The organism is Novosphingobium sp. (assembly GCF_027531025.1).
Lineage (GTDB): Bacteria > Pseudomonadota > Alphaproteobacteria > Sphingomonadales > Sphingomonadaceae > Novosphingobium.
This window is the reverse complement of the sequence record NZ_JAPZQX010000003.1, coordinates 655,124-670,692: the sequence shown is the minus strand read 5'-3', so window position 1 is coordinate 670,692 and position 15,569 is coordinate 655,124. Positions and strand designations below refer to the sequence as shown.

Here is a 15,569-nt window from a genome sequence, read left to right as displayed (position 1 = left end):
TGAACGGTTTCACTGGCTGACTTAAGCGTCGATCAGTTCCGGATCGATCTCGCTTGCCCGGTTCTGAATGAACATGAAGCGCTGGGCGGGATCGCGGCCCATCAGCCGGTCGACCAGGTCCTTCACGGCCGCGCGCCCTTCGTATTCGGGGGGCAGGGTGATGCGGATCAGGCTGCGCTTGGCTGGGTCCATCGTGGTTTCGCGCAGCTGTTGGGGGTTCATTTCGCCCAGGCCCTTGAACCGGCCCACCTCGACCTTCTTGCCCTTGAACAGGGTGGCTTCCAGCTCGGCGCGGTGGGCGTCGTCGCGGGCATAGGCGCTCTCCTTGCCGGCGGTCAGCCGATAGAGCGGGGGCTGGGCGAGGTAGAGGTGCCCGCGGCGCACGATCTCGGGCATTTCCTGGAAGAAGAAGGTCATCAGCAGGGTGGCGATGTGGGCGCCGTCAACGTCCGCGTCGGTCATGATGATGATCCGGTCGTACCGCAGGTTGTCGGGGTTGCAGTCCTTGCGGAACCCGCAGCCGAGCGCGAGGCCCAGGTCGGCGATTTCGCTGTTGGCGCGGATCTTGTCGGCCGTGGCGCTGGCCACGTTCAGGATCTTGCCGCGGATCGGCAGGATCGCCTGGGTCTTGCGATCGCGCGCCTGCTTGGCAGAGCCGCCGGCGCTGTCACCTTCGACGATGAACAGTTCGGTTTCCGCATCGCCCTCACCGGTGCAATCGGTCAGCTTGCCGGGCAGGCGCAGCTTGCGAGCATTGGTCGCGGTCTTGCGCTTGACCTCGCGCTCCGCCTTGCGGCGCAGGCGTTCGTCCATCCGTTCCAGCACGTGGCCGAGCAGCGCCTTGCCGCGCTCCATGTTGTCGGCGAGGAAATGGTCGAAGTGATCGCGCACGGCGTTCTCGACCATGCGGGCGGCCTCGGGGCTGGTCAGCCGATCCTTGGTCTGGCTCTGGAACTGGGGGTCGCGGATGAAGACCGACAGCATGATCTCGCTGCCGGTGATCACGTCCTCGGGCGCGATGTCCTTGGCTTTCTTCTGGCCAACCAGGTCGGCAAAGGCGCGAATACCCTTGGTCAGCGCGGCGCGCAGGCCGGCCTCGTGCGTGCCGCCATCAGGGGTGGGGATGGTGTTGCAGTACCAGGAATAGGCCCCGTCGGACCATAGCGGCCAGGCCACGGCCCATTCGACCCGGCCCTGCTGCTCACCGGGGAAGTCCTGCGATCCGGCAAAGAACTGGCTCGTCACGCATTCGCGCGCACCGATCTGTTCCTTGAGGTGATCGGCAAGACCACCGGGGAACTGGAACACGGCTTCGGCCGGTACCTCTTCGCTGGCGAGGCTTGCCGCGCATTTCCAGCGGATTTCCACCCCGGCGAAGAGATAGGCCTTGGACCGGACCAGCTTGAACAGGCGGGCGGGCTTGAACTTGGCATCCTCGCCGAAGATTTCGAGGTCCGGCACGAAGGTGACCGATGTGCCGCGCCGGTTGGGCGTGCCGCCCAGGTGCTGGAGCGGCCCGGTGGGCAAGCCGCGCGAGAATTCCTGTGCCCACAGCTCCTTGTTGCGGGCGACTTCGATCCGGGTCAGCGTGGACAGGGCATTGACCACCGACACCCCGACCCCGTGCAGACCGCCCGAGGTGGCATAGGCCTTGCCGGAAAACTTGCCACCCGAATGCAGCGTGGTCAGGATCACTTCGAGCGCCGACATGCCGGGGTACTTGGGATGCTCGTCAACCGGGATGCCGCGCCCGTTGTCGGTGATGGTCAGCCGGTTGCCTTCCTCCAGCGTCACCTCGATCCGGTTGGCGTGGCCGGCCACGGCCTCGTCCATAGCGTTGTCGAGCACTTCGGCGGCAAGGTGGTGCAGCGCGCGTTCGTCCGTGCCGCCGATGTACATGCCGGGACGGCGGCGCACGGGCTCAAGCCCTTCCAGCACCTCGATCGCGGAACCATCGTAGGAATCGCCATTGCTGGCGGGCAGTTTTTCAAACAGGTCGTCGGCCATGGGTGCGGCTATAGGCCCTGCGGAATCCTGCGCGCAAGGCGGGGGGCAGGGTTTTCGCCAAGGGATTGCGTCAGTCGCCGAACTTGTCGGGCGCGGGGCTGACGACGGCCACCCCGCCGGTGCGGGCCTCGCGCACTTCCAGCGCCCGCTCGATTACCCCGTTGGGGGCAAAGCGGAACGGGCCGTCCAGCCCCAGGAAGCCGTCCGGATCGATCAGTCGCGCGGTGGGGAAGGGGGTGCCCGGGCGCCAGTCACGGGCAATGCGGATCGCCAGCAGCACGCTGTCATAGCCCTGGGTCGCGACGCGATAGGGGCGGGCGCCAAAGCGGCTCTGGTAGCTGTCGGCAAAGGTCTTGAAGCGGGTGTCGGCAATGGCCGAGAACCAGGCGCCGCGCAGGGCCGGAGTGGTGCCGACCACCTGTTCGCCGCTCCACAGTTCGGGGCCGAGGATGCGCGGGCTGGGGGCACCTGCGGCCTTGATCTGGGGAGCCGCCAGCGCGGCGCTGCGGGCGCCATCGGCGATCAGCACGGCATCGAACCCGCCGCGCGCCTTGAGCCGGCGCGCCGCGCTGATGATCGAGGTGTTCGATCGTTCATAAGCCTCGGTCACGACCAGGCTACCGCCAGCTCGAGTTACCGCTTCGCCGAAGGCCAGCTTGGCCCGCGCGCCATAGTCGCCATTGGGGGCCAGCAGGGCAAACCGCCGGACGCCCTGCTTGCCGGCAAAGCTGACCGTGCGGCCGAGCGAATTGCCGGGGGCGGTGCCCATCACGAAGACATCGCGCGCGGCAACGCCGCTGTCGCTGGCATAGGCGATCAGCGGCACCCGGCTGGCGCGGGCGACAGTGGCAACGGCTGCCACTTCGTCGGCCTGAAGCGGGCCGAGGATCAGCTTGTTGCCCTCGGCAATCGCCTTGGTCGCAGCCGCGGCAGGGCCGGTCGAGGTGTCGTAGGTGGTGATCCGCAGGTTCTTGGCGTTGGTATCGAGCAGCGCCATCGTGGTCGCATTGGCGATGGATTCGCCCACGGCAGCGTTCGGTCCGCTCATCGGCACGAGCAATGCCACGCGGTGACGCTGCTGGTCGGCTGGCAGGGCATCGGTGGGACGGTCGTCGGGCACTGGTGTGACATCGGGCGCACCCTTGGGGATCACCTTGCACCCGGCCAGCAGCACCACTGCGCCAAGCGCGATCAGCTTGCGCCGGTTGATAGACATGTCCTGCCGGTCTCCTCTGGGCTTGCCGCTCTCGGCTGGCTGGTCCATCTAAGCCACGATGGATGCGCCGCTTTCCCCGGGTCTGTACATTGTCGCCACGCCGATTGGCAATCTGGGGGACATTACGCTCCGCGCCATAACGACGCTGCGTGGCGTGGCTGCGGTGGCCTGTGAGGATACGCGGGTCACCGGCAAGCTGCTCAACCACCTGGGGATCAAGCAGCGGATGATCCGCTATGACGATCATGCCAGCACCGAGACCCGCGATTACCTGCTGGCGCTGGCGGCGGAACAGCCGCTCGCGCTGGTCAGCGATGCGGGGACGCCGCTGATCTCGGATCCCGGTTACAAGCTGGTCCGCGCCGCGCGCGAAGCTGGGATTGCCGTCACCAGCCTGCCCGGACCAAGCGCGGCGATCGTCGGCCTGACGCTGTCCGGCCTGCCCAGTGACCGGTTCCTGTTCGCCGGGTTCCTGCCGGCGAAAGACAAGGCGCGCGGCGATGCCCTGGCGGCGCTGGCGGCGGTGCCCGCGACGCTGGTCTTCTATGAAACCGCGCCGCGCCTCGCCGATTGCCTTGCCGCGATCGACCAATATCTGCCTGGCCGCGAAGTAGCCGTCGCGCGCGAACTGACCAAGCGGTTCGAGGAATGCCGCAGCGGGCAGCCTGCCGAACTGATCGCGCACTATGCTGCCCATCCGCCCAAGGGAGAGATCGTGCTGATGGTCGGCCCGCCGGGCGAGGTGGACCGGGCCGCAGTCGATGTCGATGCCTTGCTGCGGGCCGAACTGGCCAATGCTAAGGCCTCGCAGGCGGCGGCGGCCGTGGCCAAGGCGACAGGGCTGGATCGCAAGGTGCTCTATGCCCGGGCACTGGAGCTGAAGTGAGCAGCCGGGCCGAGCGCGAGGCGCGCGGGCGGCGGGGCGAATGGCTGGCCGCCTGGTATCTGCAGCTCAAAGGCTGGCGCATCGTCGGGCAACGGATCAAGACGCCGCGCGGGGAGATCGACCTGATCGCCCGGCGCGGCCAGACGGTGGCCTTCATCGAGGTGAAATGGCGGGCAACGGCTTCCGAGCTAGGCCAGGCGATCGATCCCTGGCGGTTGCGGCGGGTGGTGGCTGCGAGCGAGGCCGTGGCCCATCGCTATGGCGGCGCGGACGACACCTTGCGGGTCGATGTCGTGCTGATTTCGCCCTGGCGCTGGCCGCGCGTGATCGAGAATGCGGCGATCGCCTGATCGCGGCACTTGAGCAAAACGCCGCAGCCCCCTACTTGGCGGTCAGCATCGCTCGAAAGGCCGATTATTCATGTCTCTGCGCGTCGCGGTTCAGATGGACCCACTGGAAACCATCAACATCGCCGGGGATTCCAGTTTTGCGCTGATGCTCGCTGCCCAGGCGCGCGGGCACAAGGTGTGGCATTACGATGTCAATGCGCTGACGCTCGACGCCCATGACCGGCTGACCGCGGTCGCCCATCCTGTCACGGTGCAGCGGGTAGCCGGCGATCATTTCACCAAGGGCGGTCCGGTCCGGCTCGATCTGGGGCGCGATATCGACGTGGTGCTGATGCGGCAGGATCCGCCCTTCCACATGGGCTATATCACCGCCACGCACCTGCTGGAGCGGATCGAGGCCGAGACGCTGGTGGTCAACAATCCGCGCTCGGTCCGCAATGCGCCTGAAAAGGTCATGGTGCTCGATTACCGCCGGTTCATGCCGCCGACCCTGGTGACGCGTTCGGTCGACGAAGTCCGGGCCTTCCAGGCAGAGCATGGCGCGGTGGTGGTCAAGCCGATCCACGGCAACGGCGGCAAGGCGATCTTCCGCGTGCCCGCAGAGGGTGACAACCTCTCCGCCCTGTTCGAGGTGTTCAACCAGACCTGGCCCGAACCGCACATGGTCCAGCCTTTCCTTCCCGAAGTGGCCCAGGGCGACAAACGGATCGTCCTGATCGATGGCGAAGTGGCCGGTGCGATCAACCGCAAGCCGGGCGAGGGCGAGTTCCGCTCAAACCTGGCCGTGGGCGGCAGCGCCGAGGCGACTGACCTGACCCCGCGTGAACTGGAAATCTGTGAGGCAATGGGCCCGGAACTGAAGCGGCTTGGCCTGATCTTTGTGGGAATCGACGTGATCGGCGGCCAATGGCTGACCGAGATCAACGTCACTTCGCCGACCGGCATCATCGCAATCGATCGGTTCAACGGCACCGATACCCCTGCGCGGATCTGGGATGCCATCGAGGCGCGGCTCGCCGCCCGCCAGGCAAGCTGAGGCTATCATGGAAGACTGGATCATCCGGCTCGTCGACTGGGCCGGCTACTGGGGTGTTGCTGCCTTGATGCTGCTGGAAACGGTGTTCCCGCCGGTACCTTCCGAAGTGATCATGACCGTTGCCGGGGTTTCCGCCGCGCGCGGCAACATGACCCTGGAAGGCACGATCCTGGCCGGCACGGCCGGAGCCATGCTGGGCAACTGGTTCTGGTATTGGCTGGCCATGAAGTTCGGCGAGGCGCGGATGCATGTCTTCATCGACAAGTACAACCGCTGGCTGACGCTAGACTGGGACGAGGTCGAGCGCGGCGAGCGCCTGTTTGCCAGGTATGGCTCGATCATCGTGCTGGTTGCCCGAATGATCCCGACGCTGCGCTCGCTGATCTCGATCCCTGCCGGGATCTTCAAGATGCCGCTCGGCCGGTTCCTGGCGTTCTCGACGATCGGCACCCTGGGCTGGAGCGCCGCGCTCGCGGGGGCCGGCTTTTTCCTAGGTTCGCAGTTCGGCGATGTCGAGAAATGGCTGGGGCCGCTCTCCACCCTGGTCATTGCGGCGATTGTGCTGACCTACCTGTGGCGGATCTTCACCTGGAAGCCGAAGGGCTAACTCCCTTCGCGGGGGTGGGCATGCCGGTAGACGTCGAGCAGCACGGCAGCGTCGACCTTGGTGTAGATCTGGGTTGAGCCGAGGCTGGCATGGCCCAGCAGTTCCTGCAGCGATCGCAGGTCCGCCCCGGCGCTGAGCAGGTGCGTGGCGAAGGAATGGCGCAGTGCGTGCGGCGTGGCGCTGGGTGGCAGGCCCAAAGCGGTGCGGGCGCGGGCCATGGCCTTCTGCACCATGCCTTGCCCCAGCGGACCGCCGCGCGCGCCGCGAAACAGCGGCTTGTCGCGCTCCAGCGACCAGGGGCACTTGGCGGCATAGTCAGCCACCGCATCGGCCACCAGCGGCAGGATCGGCACGACCCGCTGCTTGCCGCCCTTGCCGGTCACCGTCAGCACCTCGTCCAAGGGCAGGGCGCCGCCGGTCAGCGACAGCGCCTCGGCAATGCGCAGACCCGCGCCATAGAGCAGCAACAGGACAGCCCGGTCGCGCGCGCCGATCCATTCGATGCTGGCGTCTTCCTCGATCGTCGCGGCCAGGTTCACCGCCTCGTCGGGCGTGACCGGTCGGGGCAGGCCTTTCTTGAGCCGCGGCCCGCGCATCCGTGGCGGAGCCGGATCGGCCATCCCGGCCTGAGCGCGGGCGAAGGCGATGAAGCCCTTGAGGGCGGAAAGCTCCCGCGCGGTGGAGGCATTGCCCAGGCCATCGGCGCGGCGGCGGGCTAGCTGTTGGCGCAGCGCAGTGGCATCAAGCCGAGCGACTTCCGACCAACTCATAAGCCCGGTCGCCTCGATCAGCCGCTGCGCCGTGGCGACATAAGCGCGGACAGTATGCGGCGAGCGCCGCCGCGCGTTGATCAGGTGGTCGTGCCAGGCGTTAAGGATCGCGCTGGCGCTCATGCGGAGACCAGTTCGCCCCGGACCAGCTCCGCCAGCAGCCCATCGAGCAGCGGCATGCCGGCCTGGGTCACACCGAGCCGGTCGCCGTCCTGCCAGACCAGACCCTGCCCAAGGTAGAAAGCGATCTTGGCGTGATCGATCAGCGCATCAGCGTTCATGGCAAATCGCTTGGCAAGGGCGGAGAGATCGATCCCCTCGTCAAGGCGAAGCCCCATCAGCAGGGCTTCCGAAGCCTGCTCGCCGAGCGCCAGCACGCGTTCCTCGCTGAGGCCGTGGCCATTGGCGGCCACCGCGGCCAGCCAGTTCTCAGGCTTCTTGTGGCGCACCGTTGCCATGCCGCCGCGCCGCCCATGCGCGCCTGGACCGATCCCGACGTAGTCCTGATAACGCCAATAGGCGAGGTTGTGACGGCTCTCCTCGCCCGGGCGGGCGTGGTTGCTGATCTCGTAGGCCGGCAGCCCCGCGCTGGCGGTGCGTTCGCGGGTGAGGGCGAACAGGTCGGCGCAGGCATCCTCGTCCAGCGGCATGAAATCGCCCTTGCGGACCATGGTTTCGAAGCGGGTGCCGGGTTCGATTGTCAACTGGTAGAGCGAAAGGTGCGTCGTGCCGATCGCCAGCGCCTGGTCCAGTTCTCGCTCCCAGCCATCCACGGTCTGACCGGGGCGGGCATAGATCAGGTCAAACGAGACGCGATCAAACACGGCTTGTGCGGTTTCGACTGCGCGCAGCCCTTCGGCCGCTCCGTGCAGCCGCCCGAGGAAGCGCAGGGTCTGGTCATCCAGCGCCTGGAGGCCGAGCGAAGCGCGGTTGACCCCGGCAGTAGCCAGCGCGGCATAGTTGGCCGCTTCGACCGACGACGGATTGCCTTCCAGCGTGATCTCGATTCCCGGCACAAACCCCCAGAGCCGCTCGGCCTCAGCCAGCAGCCGGGCGACCAGTGCGGGGGGCATCAGCGATGGCGTGCCGCCGCCGAAAAAGATGCTGTCGAGCGGCTCCCCTCCAGCCAGTTCGGCTTCGTGCCGCAGGTCGGCGAGCAGCGCCGTTTCCCAGGCGGCGTGATCCACGCTGTCGCGGACATGGCTGTTGAAGTCGCAATAGGGGCACTTTGCGAGGCAGAACGGCCAATGGATGTAGAGCGCGCGGGCCATGCGGGCGTCTTACGCGCCAAACTGCTCCGCGACCAGCTTGGCAAAGGCATCGGCGCGGTGGCTGATCGCGTGCTTTTCCGCCGGGTCATGCTCGGCAAAGGTGCGGGTGTCGCCCAGCGGGACAAAGACCGGATCGTAACCGAAGCCCAGCTTGCCGCGCGGCGGCCAGGTGAGGGTGCCATTGGCGCGTCCTTCATAGACCGCGCTGTCCCCGTCCGGCCAGGCGATGGCAAGGACGCAGGCGAAGTGGCACGACCGATCGGTGTCGGGGCCAAGCTCCTGCAACAGGCCTTCCACCTTGCCCATCGCCATGTACCAGTCGCGCCCGGCCGGGCCTTCGAACCACTGCCGTTCCGCCCAGTCGGCAGTGTAGACGCCGGGCCGACCGCCGAGGGCATTGACGCACAGACCGGAATCGTCGGCCAATGCCGGAAGGCCCGAACCCTCGGCCGCCGCCCGCGCCTTTATCATCGCGTTCTCGGCAAAGGTCGTGCCGGTTTCCGCCGGTTCGGGCAGGCCCAGTGAACCGGCGGAAATGCAGTTCAGCCCATAGGGCGCGAGCAGGGCGGAGATCTCCTTGAGCTTGCCCGCATTGTGCGTGGCAATCACCAGGGTTTCGCCGCCCAGTCGCTTCGTCACTTGCCGACAGCCTTGTCCTGCGCCGCAAAGATCGCGTTGCAGCCGATCCGGGCGAGACGCAGCAGCCGCAGCAGGCCTTCCTCGTCATAGGTCGCGCCTTCGGCCGTAGCCTGGACTTCGGCAATCTGGCCGCCTTCGATCAGGACGAAGTTGGCATCGGCATCGGCGGACGAATCCTCGTCGTAATCAAGGTCGAGCACCGGGTTGCCCTTGAAGATCCCGCAGCTCACCGCCGCGACCTTGCGCGGCAGCGGATCGCCGGTAATCAGGCCCTGCTTGATCAGTCCATCGACCGCCAGGCGCAGCGCCACCCAGGCACCGGAAATGGCGGCGGTGCGGGTGCCGCCATCGGCCTGGATCACGTCGCAGTCGAGGGTAATCTGGCGCTCGCCCAGGGCCTTGAGGTCAGTCACGGCGCGCAAGCTGCGGCCGATCAGTCGCTGGATTTCCTGGGTACGGCCCGATTGCTTGCCCTTGGCCGCCTCGCGGCTGCCACGGGTATGCGTGGCGCGGGGCAGCATCGAGTATTCCGCCGTGACCCAGCCTTCGCCCTTGCCGCGCATGAACGGCGGCACACGCTCTTCGACCGAGGCGGTGCAGATCACCTTGGTGTGGCCAAAGCTGACGAGCACCGATCCTTCGGCGTGCTTGGTAAAGTGCGGCTCGAAGCTGATGGCGCGCATCTCGTCGGGCGCGCGGCCGGAAGGTCGCATGATAATCTCCATTAGGTTTCGCGCCGCGTTAGGCGCATTGGGCTTGAGGCTGCAAGCCCAGGCTTTACATTAGGGAAGCGATGTCCACCCCGCCGATAACCGAACTGACGACCCGCGCCCGCGATATCTTCCGCCTCGTGGTGGAAGGCTATCTGGCCACCGGACAGGCGGTCGGCTCGAAGACGCTGGCCAGCGCCGGCGCGCTCAACCTGTCGCCCGCCTCGATCCGTTCGGTCCTGCACGAGCTGGAAAGCCTGGGCCTGCTCGCCGCGCCGCATACCAGCGCGGGCCGTTTGCCAACCGAAAGCGGCCTGCGCCTGTTCGTCGACGGGATGATGCAAGTGGCCGAACCAACGGCCGAGGAACGCGCCGCGATCGAAAGCCGCCTGGCCCAGCCTGGGCCGGTTGAAGCCGCGCTGGAGGCGACCTCGGCCCTGCTGTCCAGCCTGTCCTCGGCTGCCGGGGTGGTGATGGTCCCGCGCCGCGAGCCGCGCCTTGCTCACCTGCAACTGGTCCCGCTGGCGACTGACCGGGCACTGGCCGTGCTGGTCGGGGCCGATGGCTCGGTCGAGAACCGGGTGGTCGATCTGCCGCCGGGCCTGCCGCCGAGGGCGTTGGAGCAGGCCTCGAATTACATTTCGGCGCATCTTGGCGGGCGGACGCTGCCGGAAGCGGTGCGGGCGATCCGGATGGAGGTTGCTTCGGGCCGCTCGGCGCTTGATGCCGCCAGTCGCGATTTGGTCGAACGGGGGCTAGCGGTTTGGAGCGAGGATGCGCTGCGCCGCCCGGTGCTGATCGTGCGCGGCCAGGCCAACCTGCTCGACGAGGGCGCCCTTGGCGATATCGAGCGAGTGAGGCAGTTGCTTGACGATCTGGAGAACAAGCAGTCGGTCGCCGAGCTGCTTGACGCCGCGCGTGAGGCCGAGGCGACCCGCATTTTCATCGGGGCGGAGAACCGGCTGTTCGCGCTGTCAGGCTCGTCCGTGATCGCCTCGCCCTATCGCGATCGCGATGGCCGGGTGGTCGGCGTGGTGGGGGTTATCGGGCCGACGCGGTTGAATTATGCGCGGCTAGTCCCCATGGTGGATTTCACGGCCCAGACGCTGTCCCGCATGGGGGCGATGGGCAAGCTGATCGGATAAGACGGGTTTCTTTTGACATGACTGACGATAGCAAGCCGCAGGGCGATCCCGCGGTGGAAGCCGAACTGGCCGGAGTGCCGGACGAACTGCTCGATCACGAGACCGACAAGCTGGGCGAAGCGCTCGACCGGCTGCGCGAGGACCTCGAAATGGCGAAGCAGGAAGTGCTTTACGCCAAGGCCGAAACGCAGAACGTGCGCCGCCGCCTTGAAAAGGACATCGCCGATGCGCGGGCCTATGCCGCGACCGGCTTTGCCCGCGATATCCTGTCGGTGTCCGACAACCTGGCCCGCGCGCTCGATGCGATCCCCGCCGAACTGCGCGAGGACGAGAAGCTGAAGAACCTGGTCGCCGGGCTGGAAGCTACGGGCCGCGAGCTGGACAAGGTGTTCGGCCTCCACGGCATCAGCCGCATCGCCGCAGTCGGCCTGCCGCTCGACCCCAACCAGCATCAGGCCATGCTTGAAGTCCCCCATGCCGAGGCTGCGCCCGGCACGGTGATCCAGGAATTGCAGGCCGGCTACATGATCAAGGACCGCCTGCTGCGCCCGGCGATGGTGGCGGTGGCGAAGAAGCCTGACTAACCGCCGAAGTTGACAAGATCACGATAGGCGCGCGGATCGGCCATACCGGCGATCCGCGCGCCTTGTCGTATCAGGAACGCATGCCGCACGATCTCGGCCTGCTGTTCGATACCATAGCGTTCCAGCGGCCAGCCCGGCTTCAGCGCATAATCATAACGGCAAAACGGGTGCCGACGCAGGATCAGGTGCCAGCGCCCGCGGGTCTGAAACTGCCAGACGTGGGTCATCTCGTGGATGAAGTGGCCTTGCAGGTTGAGGTCGGCCGCCGCGAAATCATCGCAATAGCTGTCTGAGCGCGGGTGAAAGTGCAGGTGCCCCATCGGCGCCATGGTCACCCGGCGCGGTTGCAGCGGGAACCAGCGGCGGCGGCGGATGCGGACCGGGCCGCAATCCACCGTCGCGCCAAAGACCGAGCGGACCAGTGCTACTTCACCCGCGGTCAGCGGTCGTTCGCCGCCGACCGGGCAGGCGTGGGCTGACTCCAGCCCGCTCAGTTCGCGTGCTCCGAGTGGTCCATCCCTTCCATGTGCACCATCGCCGCCGCACCGCGCGCTTCGAGCTTGAGCGGGGCCGAGAGCTTGTCGCCGCCTTCGAAGGTCAGGGTGATTTCGGTCTTGCCGCCGGGGGCCAGTGAGGGATCGAGTTCAAAGGCCATCACGTGTTTGCCGCCGGGCTTGAATTCCACGGTTTCGGCGGGCTTCAGTTCCAGCTTGGCGATCGGCGACATGGCTTCGCCCACCGTTTCATGCATTTCGGCCCGCGCCGCGCCGGTTACGGTCACGGCGGCGAGTGTCACCACCTTGTCCCCGCCGTTGACGAGGGTGAAATAGCCGCCGGCCGGATTGCCTTTCACTGCGGGCAGCACCAGCCGACCGTCATTGAGCGCCAGCCCCGGCTTGGCCTCTGGCGCGGCGGCCGGTTGTTCCGCCTGCTGGCCGCAGGCGGCGAGGGGGAGGGCGGCGATAAGCAGCAGGGCGGCAAGGCGCTTCATGTCGGACCTTTTCTGAAATCAACGGGTTGGAGACGGGCGCTTGCCTAATCCCGCGTTGCCCTTGTGCCAAGCAAAACCGCACCTATATCGCCAGCGTCAACGAGCCGCAGGGCGCCCTTGCCGGGACTGGGAGGGTGCAGAAGCGGTGTCCAGAATATGACCTAAGGATGGGCAACAGTATGGGTAAAGTAATCGGTATCGACCTTGGCACCACCAACAGCTGCGTTGCAGTTATGGACGGCGGCAAGCCGAAGGTCATCGAAAACTCGGAAGGTGCGCGCACCACGCCGTCGATTGTCGCTTTCACCAAGGATGGTGAGCGCCTGATCGGCCAGCCGGCCAAGCGCCAGGCGGTGACCAACCCCGACAACACGATTTTTGCGGTGAAGCGCCTGATCGGTCGCCGCTTCGACGATCCCATGACCAAGAAGGACATGGAGCTCGTCCCCTACAGCATCACCAAGGGCAAGAACGGCGACGCCTGGGTCAAAGCCGGCGGCGAAGACTATTCGCCCAGCCAGATCAGCGCCTTCACTCTCCAGAAGATGAAGGAAACGGCTGAGGCCTATCTTGGTGAAACCGTCACCCAGGCCGTGATCACCGTTCCGGCCTACTTCAACGACGCCCAGCGCCAGGCCACCAAGGACGCCGGCCAGATCGCGGGCCTTGAAGTGCTGCGCATCATCAACGAGCCGACTGCCGCCGCACTGGCCTATGGTCTCGACAAGAACGACGGCAAGACCATCGCGGTCTATGACCTTGGTGGCGGCACCTTCGACATCTCGATCCTTGAAATCGGCGATGGCGTGTTCGAAGTGAAGTCGACCAACGGGGACACGTTTCTGGGCGGTGAAGACTTCGACTCGAAGCTGGTCGAGTACCTGGCCGACAAATTCAAGGCCAAGGAGAACATGGATCTCAAGGCCGACAAGCTGGCCCTGCAGCGGCTGAAGGAAGCCGCCGAAAAGGCCAAGATCGAGCTGTCGAGCGCCCAGACCACCGAAATCAACCTGCCGTTCATCACCGCCCGCATGGAAGGTGGCACCACCACCCCGCTGCACCTGGTCGAAACGATCACCCGCGCGGACCTGGAAAAGCTGGTGGCCGACCTGATCCAGCGCACGCTGGAGCCGTGCCGCAAGGCGCTGGCTGACGCCGGCCTCAAGGCGGCGGACATCGACGATGTCGTTCTGGTTGGCGGGATGACCCGCATGCCGCGCGTGCGCGAAGTGGTGAAGGACTTCTTCGGCAAGGAGCCGCACACCGGCGTGAACCCTGATGAAGTCGTGGCCATGGGTGCGGCGATCCAGGCCGGCGTGCTGCAGGGCGACGTCAAGGACGTGCTGCTGCTCGACGTGACTCCGCTGTCGCTGGGGATCGAGACGCTGGGCGGCGTGTTCACCCGCATGATCGATCGCAACACCACGATCCCGACCAAGAAGAGCCAGGTCTATTCGACCGCCGAGGACAACCAGCAGGCGGTGACGATCCGCGTGTTCCAGGGCGAGCGCGAAATGGCGGCCGACAACAAGATGCTGGGCCAGTTCGATCTGGTCGGCATTCCGCCGGCCCGTCGCGGGGTGCCGCAGATCGAGGTGACCTTCGATATCGACGCCAACGGCATCGTGAACGTCAGCGCCAAGGACAAGGGCACCGGCAAGGAACAGCAGATCCGCATCCAGGCCTCGGGCGGGCTCAGCGACGCCGACATCGACCAGATGGTCAAGGATGCCGAGCGCTTTGCCGAAGAGGACAAGAAGCGGCGCGAAGCGGCCGAGGCGAAGAACAACGCCGACAGCCTGGTCCATGCCACCGAACAGCAGCTGGCCGAGCACGGCGACAAGCTTGATGCCGATCTCAAGGCCGAGATCGAGGCGGCCATCGCCGAAGCCAAGACTGCGATCGAAAGCGGTGACGTGGCCGAGATGACCGCCAAGACCCAGGCGCTCACCGAAAAGGCCATGAAGATGGGCCAGGTGATCTACGAGAAGGAGCAGGCTGCGGCTGCTTCACCGGGTGCCGGTGCGGGTGCTGCGGCGGCCGATGCGGCCGAAGACGTGGTCGACGCCGAGTTCTCGGAAGTCGACGAAAACAACAAGGGTTGAGGCACGACAAACGCAGCTTGTCATTCCCGCGAAAGCGGGAGCCCATGGTCAGACCTTGCGCCATGGGCCCCCGCGTTCGCGGGGGTGACAAGTGGTTTGAATGGGGGACGTGATGTCTGCCGAGATCGACTATTACGAATTGCTCGAGGTTGAGCGGACGGCCGACGATGCGACGATCAAATCGTCCTATCGCAAGCTGGCCATGCGGTTCCATCCGGACCGCAACCCCGGCGATGCCGAGGCCGAGGCCAAGTTCAAGGCGATCAGCCAGGCTTATGATTGCCTGAAGGATCCGCAAAAGCGCGCCGCTTATGACCGGTTTGGCCATGCCGCGTTCCAGAACGGCGGCCCTGGTGGCGGCGGTGGCGCAGGCGGCGGTGGCTTTTCCGACCTGGGCGATATCTTCGAAACGATCTTCGGCAGCGCCTTTGGCGGTGGCGGGCGGCAGCAGGCCCGGCGCGGCGCGGACCTGCGCTATGACATGGAAATCAGCCTGGAAGATGCCTTCAACGGCAAGCAGGCGCAGATCGAGATCGAGGTGGCAGCGGCTTGCGATCCCTGCGGCGGTTCGGGGGCCGAACCCGGCACCGGAACGCGGCGCTGCAACCTGTGCGGTGGCCACGGCCAGGTCCGCGCGCAGCAAGGCTTCTTTATGGTCGAGCGCACCTGCCCGACCTGCCACGGTCGGGGTGAGGTGATTGAAAAGCCCTGCCGCAAATGCGGTGGCGAAGGCCGCGTTGACCAGGCGCAGAAGCTGGACGTGACCATTCCCCCCGGTGTCGATACCGGCACGCGGCTCCGCATGGGCGGCAAGGGCGAGGCGGGACCGTTCGGCGCCCCCCCCGGCGACCTTTACATCTTCGTCCACGTTCGCCGCCACCCGGTGTTCGAGCGCGACGGAACCACTTTGCTGACCCGCGTGCCGATCACATTCACCACCGCGGCCCTGGGCGGCGAGATCGAACTGCCCGGGATCGATGGCGAGCGCCACACCGTGCCGATCCCCGCCGGGATCCAATCGGGCAAACAGCTACGCCGACGCGGCGCCGGGATGCCGGTGCTGCAAGGGCGCGGCCGCGGCGATCTCGTCATGGAAATCATGGTCGAAACACCGACCAAACTGACTGCCCGCCAGAAGGAACTGCTGCGCGAACTGCAAGAAACCGAAACCGGTGATGAATGCCCGCAGTCCAAGGGCTTTTTCGACCGGCTGAAGGAAGCCTGGAACGACTTGACCGATTGAGGTGGCGGG

General features: G+C 66.4%; 16 protein-coding genes. 8 read left to right on the top strand and 8 right to left on the bottom strand.

Annotation, left to right across the window (positions count from 1 at the left end; translation table 11 throughout):
• Positions 1 to 21 precede the first annotated feature (21 nt).
• Complete coding sequence (gene parE / locus O9281_RS06295) at positions 22 to 2,007, bottom strand: DNA topoisomerase IV subunit B (protein WP_298183828.1); 1,986 nt, start codon at positions 2,005 to 2,007, stop codon at positions 22 to 24.
• Between the two features lie 70 nt (positions 2,008 to 2,077).
• Positions 2,078 to 3,223, bottom strand: coding sequence for a penicillin-binding protein activator (locus tag O9281_RS06290; RefSeq protein ID WP_298183817.1), 1,146 nt, complete (start codon positions 3,221 to 3,223; stop codon positions 2,078 to 2,080).
• 58 nt (positions 3,224 to 3,281) lie between these two features.
• On the opposite strand from O9281_RS06290, the gene rsmI reads away from it, so the two are divergent.
• The 4 genes from rsmI to O9281_RS06270 all read left to right on the top strand — a co-directional run bounded on the left by rsmI (position 3,282) and on the right by O9281_RS06270 (position 6,102).
• A complete protein-coding gene (gene rsmI, locus O9281_RS06285; RefSeq protein ID WP_298183815.1) occupies positions 3,282 to 4,109 on the top strand; it encodes a 16S rRNA (cytidine(1402)-2'-O)-methyltransferase in 828 nt (275 codons plus the stop codon).
• On the top strand, positions 4,106 to 4,459 hold the full coding sequence (locus O9281_RS06280) for a YraN family protein (RefSeq protein WP_298183813.1): 354 nt from the start codon (positions 4,106 to 4,108) through the stop codon (positions 4,457 to 4,459). Before rsmI ends, O9281_RS06280 begins: the two co-directional genes overlap by 4 nt.
• Positions 4,460 to 4,529: 70 nt before the next feature.
• The gene (gshB, locus tag O9281_RS06275) at positions 4,530 to 5,495 is read left to right on the top strand and encodes a glutathione synthase (protein ID WP_298183811.1); all 966 of its coding nucleotides are present in this window, start codon (positions 4,530 to 4,532) and stop codon (positions 5,493 to 5,495) included.
• Positions 5,496 to 5,502: 7 nt separating this feature from the next.
• The gene (locus O9281_RS06270) at positions 5,503 to 6,102 is read left to right on the top strand and encodes a DedA family protein (RefSeq protein WP_298183809.1); all 600 of its coding nucleotides are present in this window, start codon (positions 5,503 to 5,505) and stop codon (positions 6,100 to 6,102) included.
• On the opposite strand, the gene O9281_RS06265 is transcribed toward O9281_RS06270, so the two are convergent.
• Genes O9281_RS06265 through rph form a run of 4 tightly spaced genes read right to left on the bottom strand, consistent with a single transcriptional unit; the run spans position 6,099 to position 9,495 of the window.
• A complete protein-coding gene (locus tag O9281_RS06265) occupies positions 6,099 to 6,995 on the bottom strand; it encodes a tyrosine recombinase XerC (RefSeq protein ID WP_298183807.1) in 897 nt (298 codons plus the stop codon). The two genes, O9281_RS06270 and O9281_RS06265, sit on opposite strands and share 4 nt — an antisense overlap.
• Complete coding sequence (gene hemW / locus O9281_RS06260; RefSeq protein ID WP_298183805.1) at positions 6,992 to 8,143, bottom strand: radical SAM family heme chaperone HemW; 1,152 nt, start codon at positions 8,141 to 8,143, stop codon at positions 6,992 to 6,994. The genes O9281_RS06265 and hemW overlap by 4 nt, the downstream gene beginning before the upstream one ends.
• A gap of 9 nt (positions 8,144 to 8,152) precedes the next feature.
• Positions 8,153 to 8,782 (bottom strand): RdgB/HAM1 family non-canonical purine NTP pyrophosphatase, encoded by a 630-nt coding sequence (gene rdgB, locus O9281_RS06255; RefSeq protein ID WP_298183803.1) that lies wholly within the window; start codon positions 8,780 to 8,782, stop codon positions 8,153 to 8,155.
• Positions 8,779 to 9,495 carry a ribonuclease PH gene (rph, locus tag O9281_RS06250; RefSeq protein ID WP_298183802.1) on the bottom strand — a complete coding sequence of 239 codons (717 nt, stop codon included), beginning with the start codon at positions 9,493 to 9,495 and terminating at the stop codon, positions 8,779 to 8,781. The genes rdgB and rph overlap by 4 nt, the downstream gene beginning before the upstream one ends.
• A gap of 80 nt (positions 9,496 to 9,575) precedes the next feature.
• Here rph and hrcA point away from each other — a divergent pair, with 80 nt between their 5' ends.
• Together hrcA and grpE are read left to right on the top strand one after the other, a co-directional pair.
• Positions 9,576 to 10,637: a heat-inducible transcriptional repressor HrcA gene (gene hrcA / locus O9281_RS06245; RefSeq protein WP_298183801.1), complete on the top strand. Its 1,062-nt coding sequence runs from the start codon at positions 9,576 to 9,578 to the stop codon at positions 10,635 to 10,637.
• Positions 10,638 to 10,654: 17 nt separating this feature from the next.
• Positions 10,655 to 11,221 (top strand): nucleotide exchange factor GrpE, encoded by a 567-nt coding sequence (gene grpE / locus O9281_RS06240; RefSeq protein WP_298183800.1) that lies wholly within the window; start codon positions 10,655 to 10,657, stop codon positions 11,219 to 11,221.
• On the opposite strand, the gene O9281_RS06235 is transcribed toward grpE, so the two are convergent.
• Together O9281_RS06235 and O9281_RS06230 are read right to left on the bottom strand one after the other, a co-directional pair.
• The gene (locus O9281_RS06235; RefSeq protein ID WP_298183938.1) at positions 11,218 to 11,706 is read right to left on the bottom strand and encodes a vgr related protein; all 489 of its coding nucleotides are present in this window, start codon (positions 11,704 to 11,706) and stop codon (positions 11,218 to 11,220) included. The two genes, grpE and O9281_RS06235, sit on opposite strands and share 4 nt — an antisense overlap.
• A gap of 5 nt (positions 11,707 to 11,711) precedes the next feature.
• A complete protein-coding gene (locus O9281_RS06230; protein ID WP_298183798.1) occupies positions 11,712 to 12,212 on the bottom strand; it encodes a copper chaperone PCu(A)C in 501 nt (166 codons plus the stop codon).
• A 179-nt stretch (positions 12,213 to 12,391) separates the two neighbouring features.
• On the opposite strand from O9281_RS06230, the gene dnaK reads away from it, so the two are divergent.
• Together dnaK and dnaJ are read left to right on the top strand one after the other, a co-directional pair.
• Positions 12,392 to 14,317: a molecular chaperone DnaK gene (dnaK, locus tag O9281_RS06225; protein WP_298183796.1), complete on the top strand. Its 1,926-nt coding sequence runs from the start codon at positions 12,392 to 12,394 to the stop codon at positions 14,315 to 14,317.
• A gap of 112 nt (positions 14,318 to 14,429) precedes the next feature.
• Positions 14,430 to 15,560 carry a molecular chaperone DnaJ gene (dnaJ, locus tag O9281_RS06220; RefSeq protein ID WP_298183795.1) on the top strand — a complete coding sequence of 377 codons (1,131 nt, stop codon included), beginning with the start codon at positions 14,430 to 14,432 and terminating at the stop codon, positions 15,558 to 15,560.
• The last annotated feature ends 9 nt before the right edge of the window (positions 15,561 to 15,569 follow it).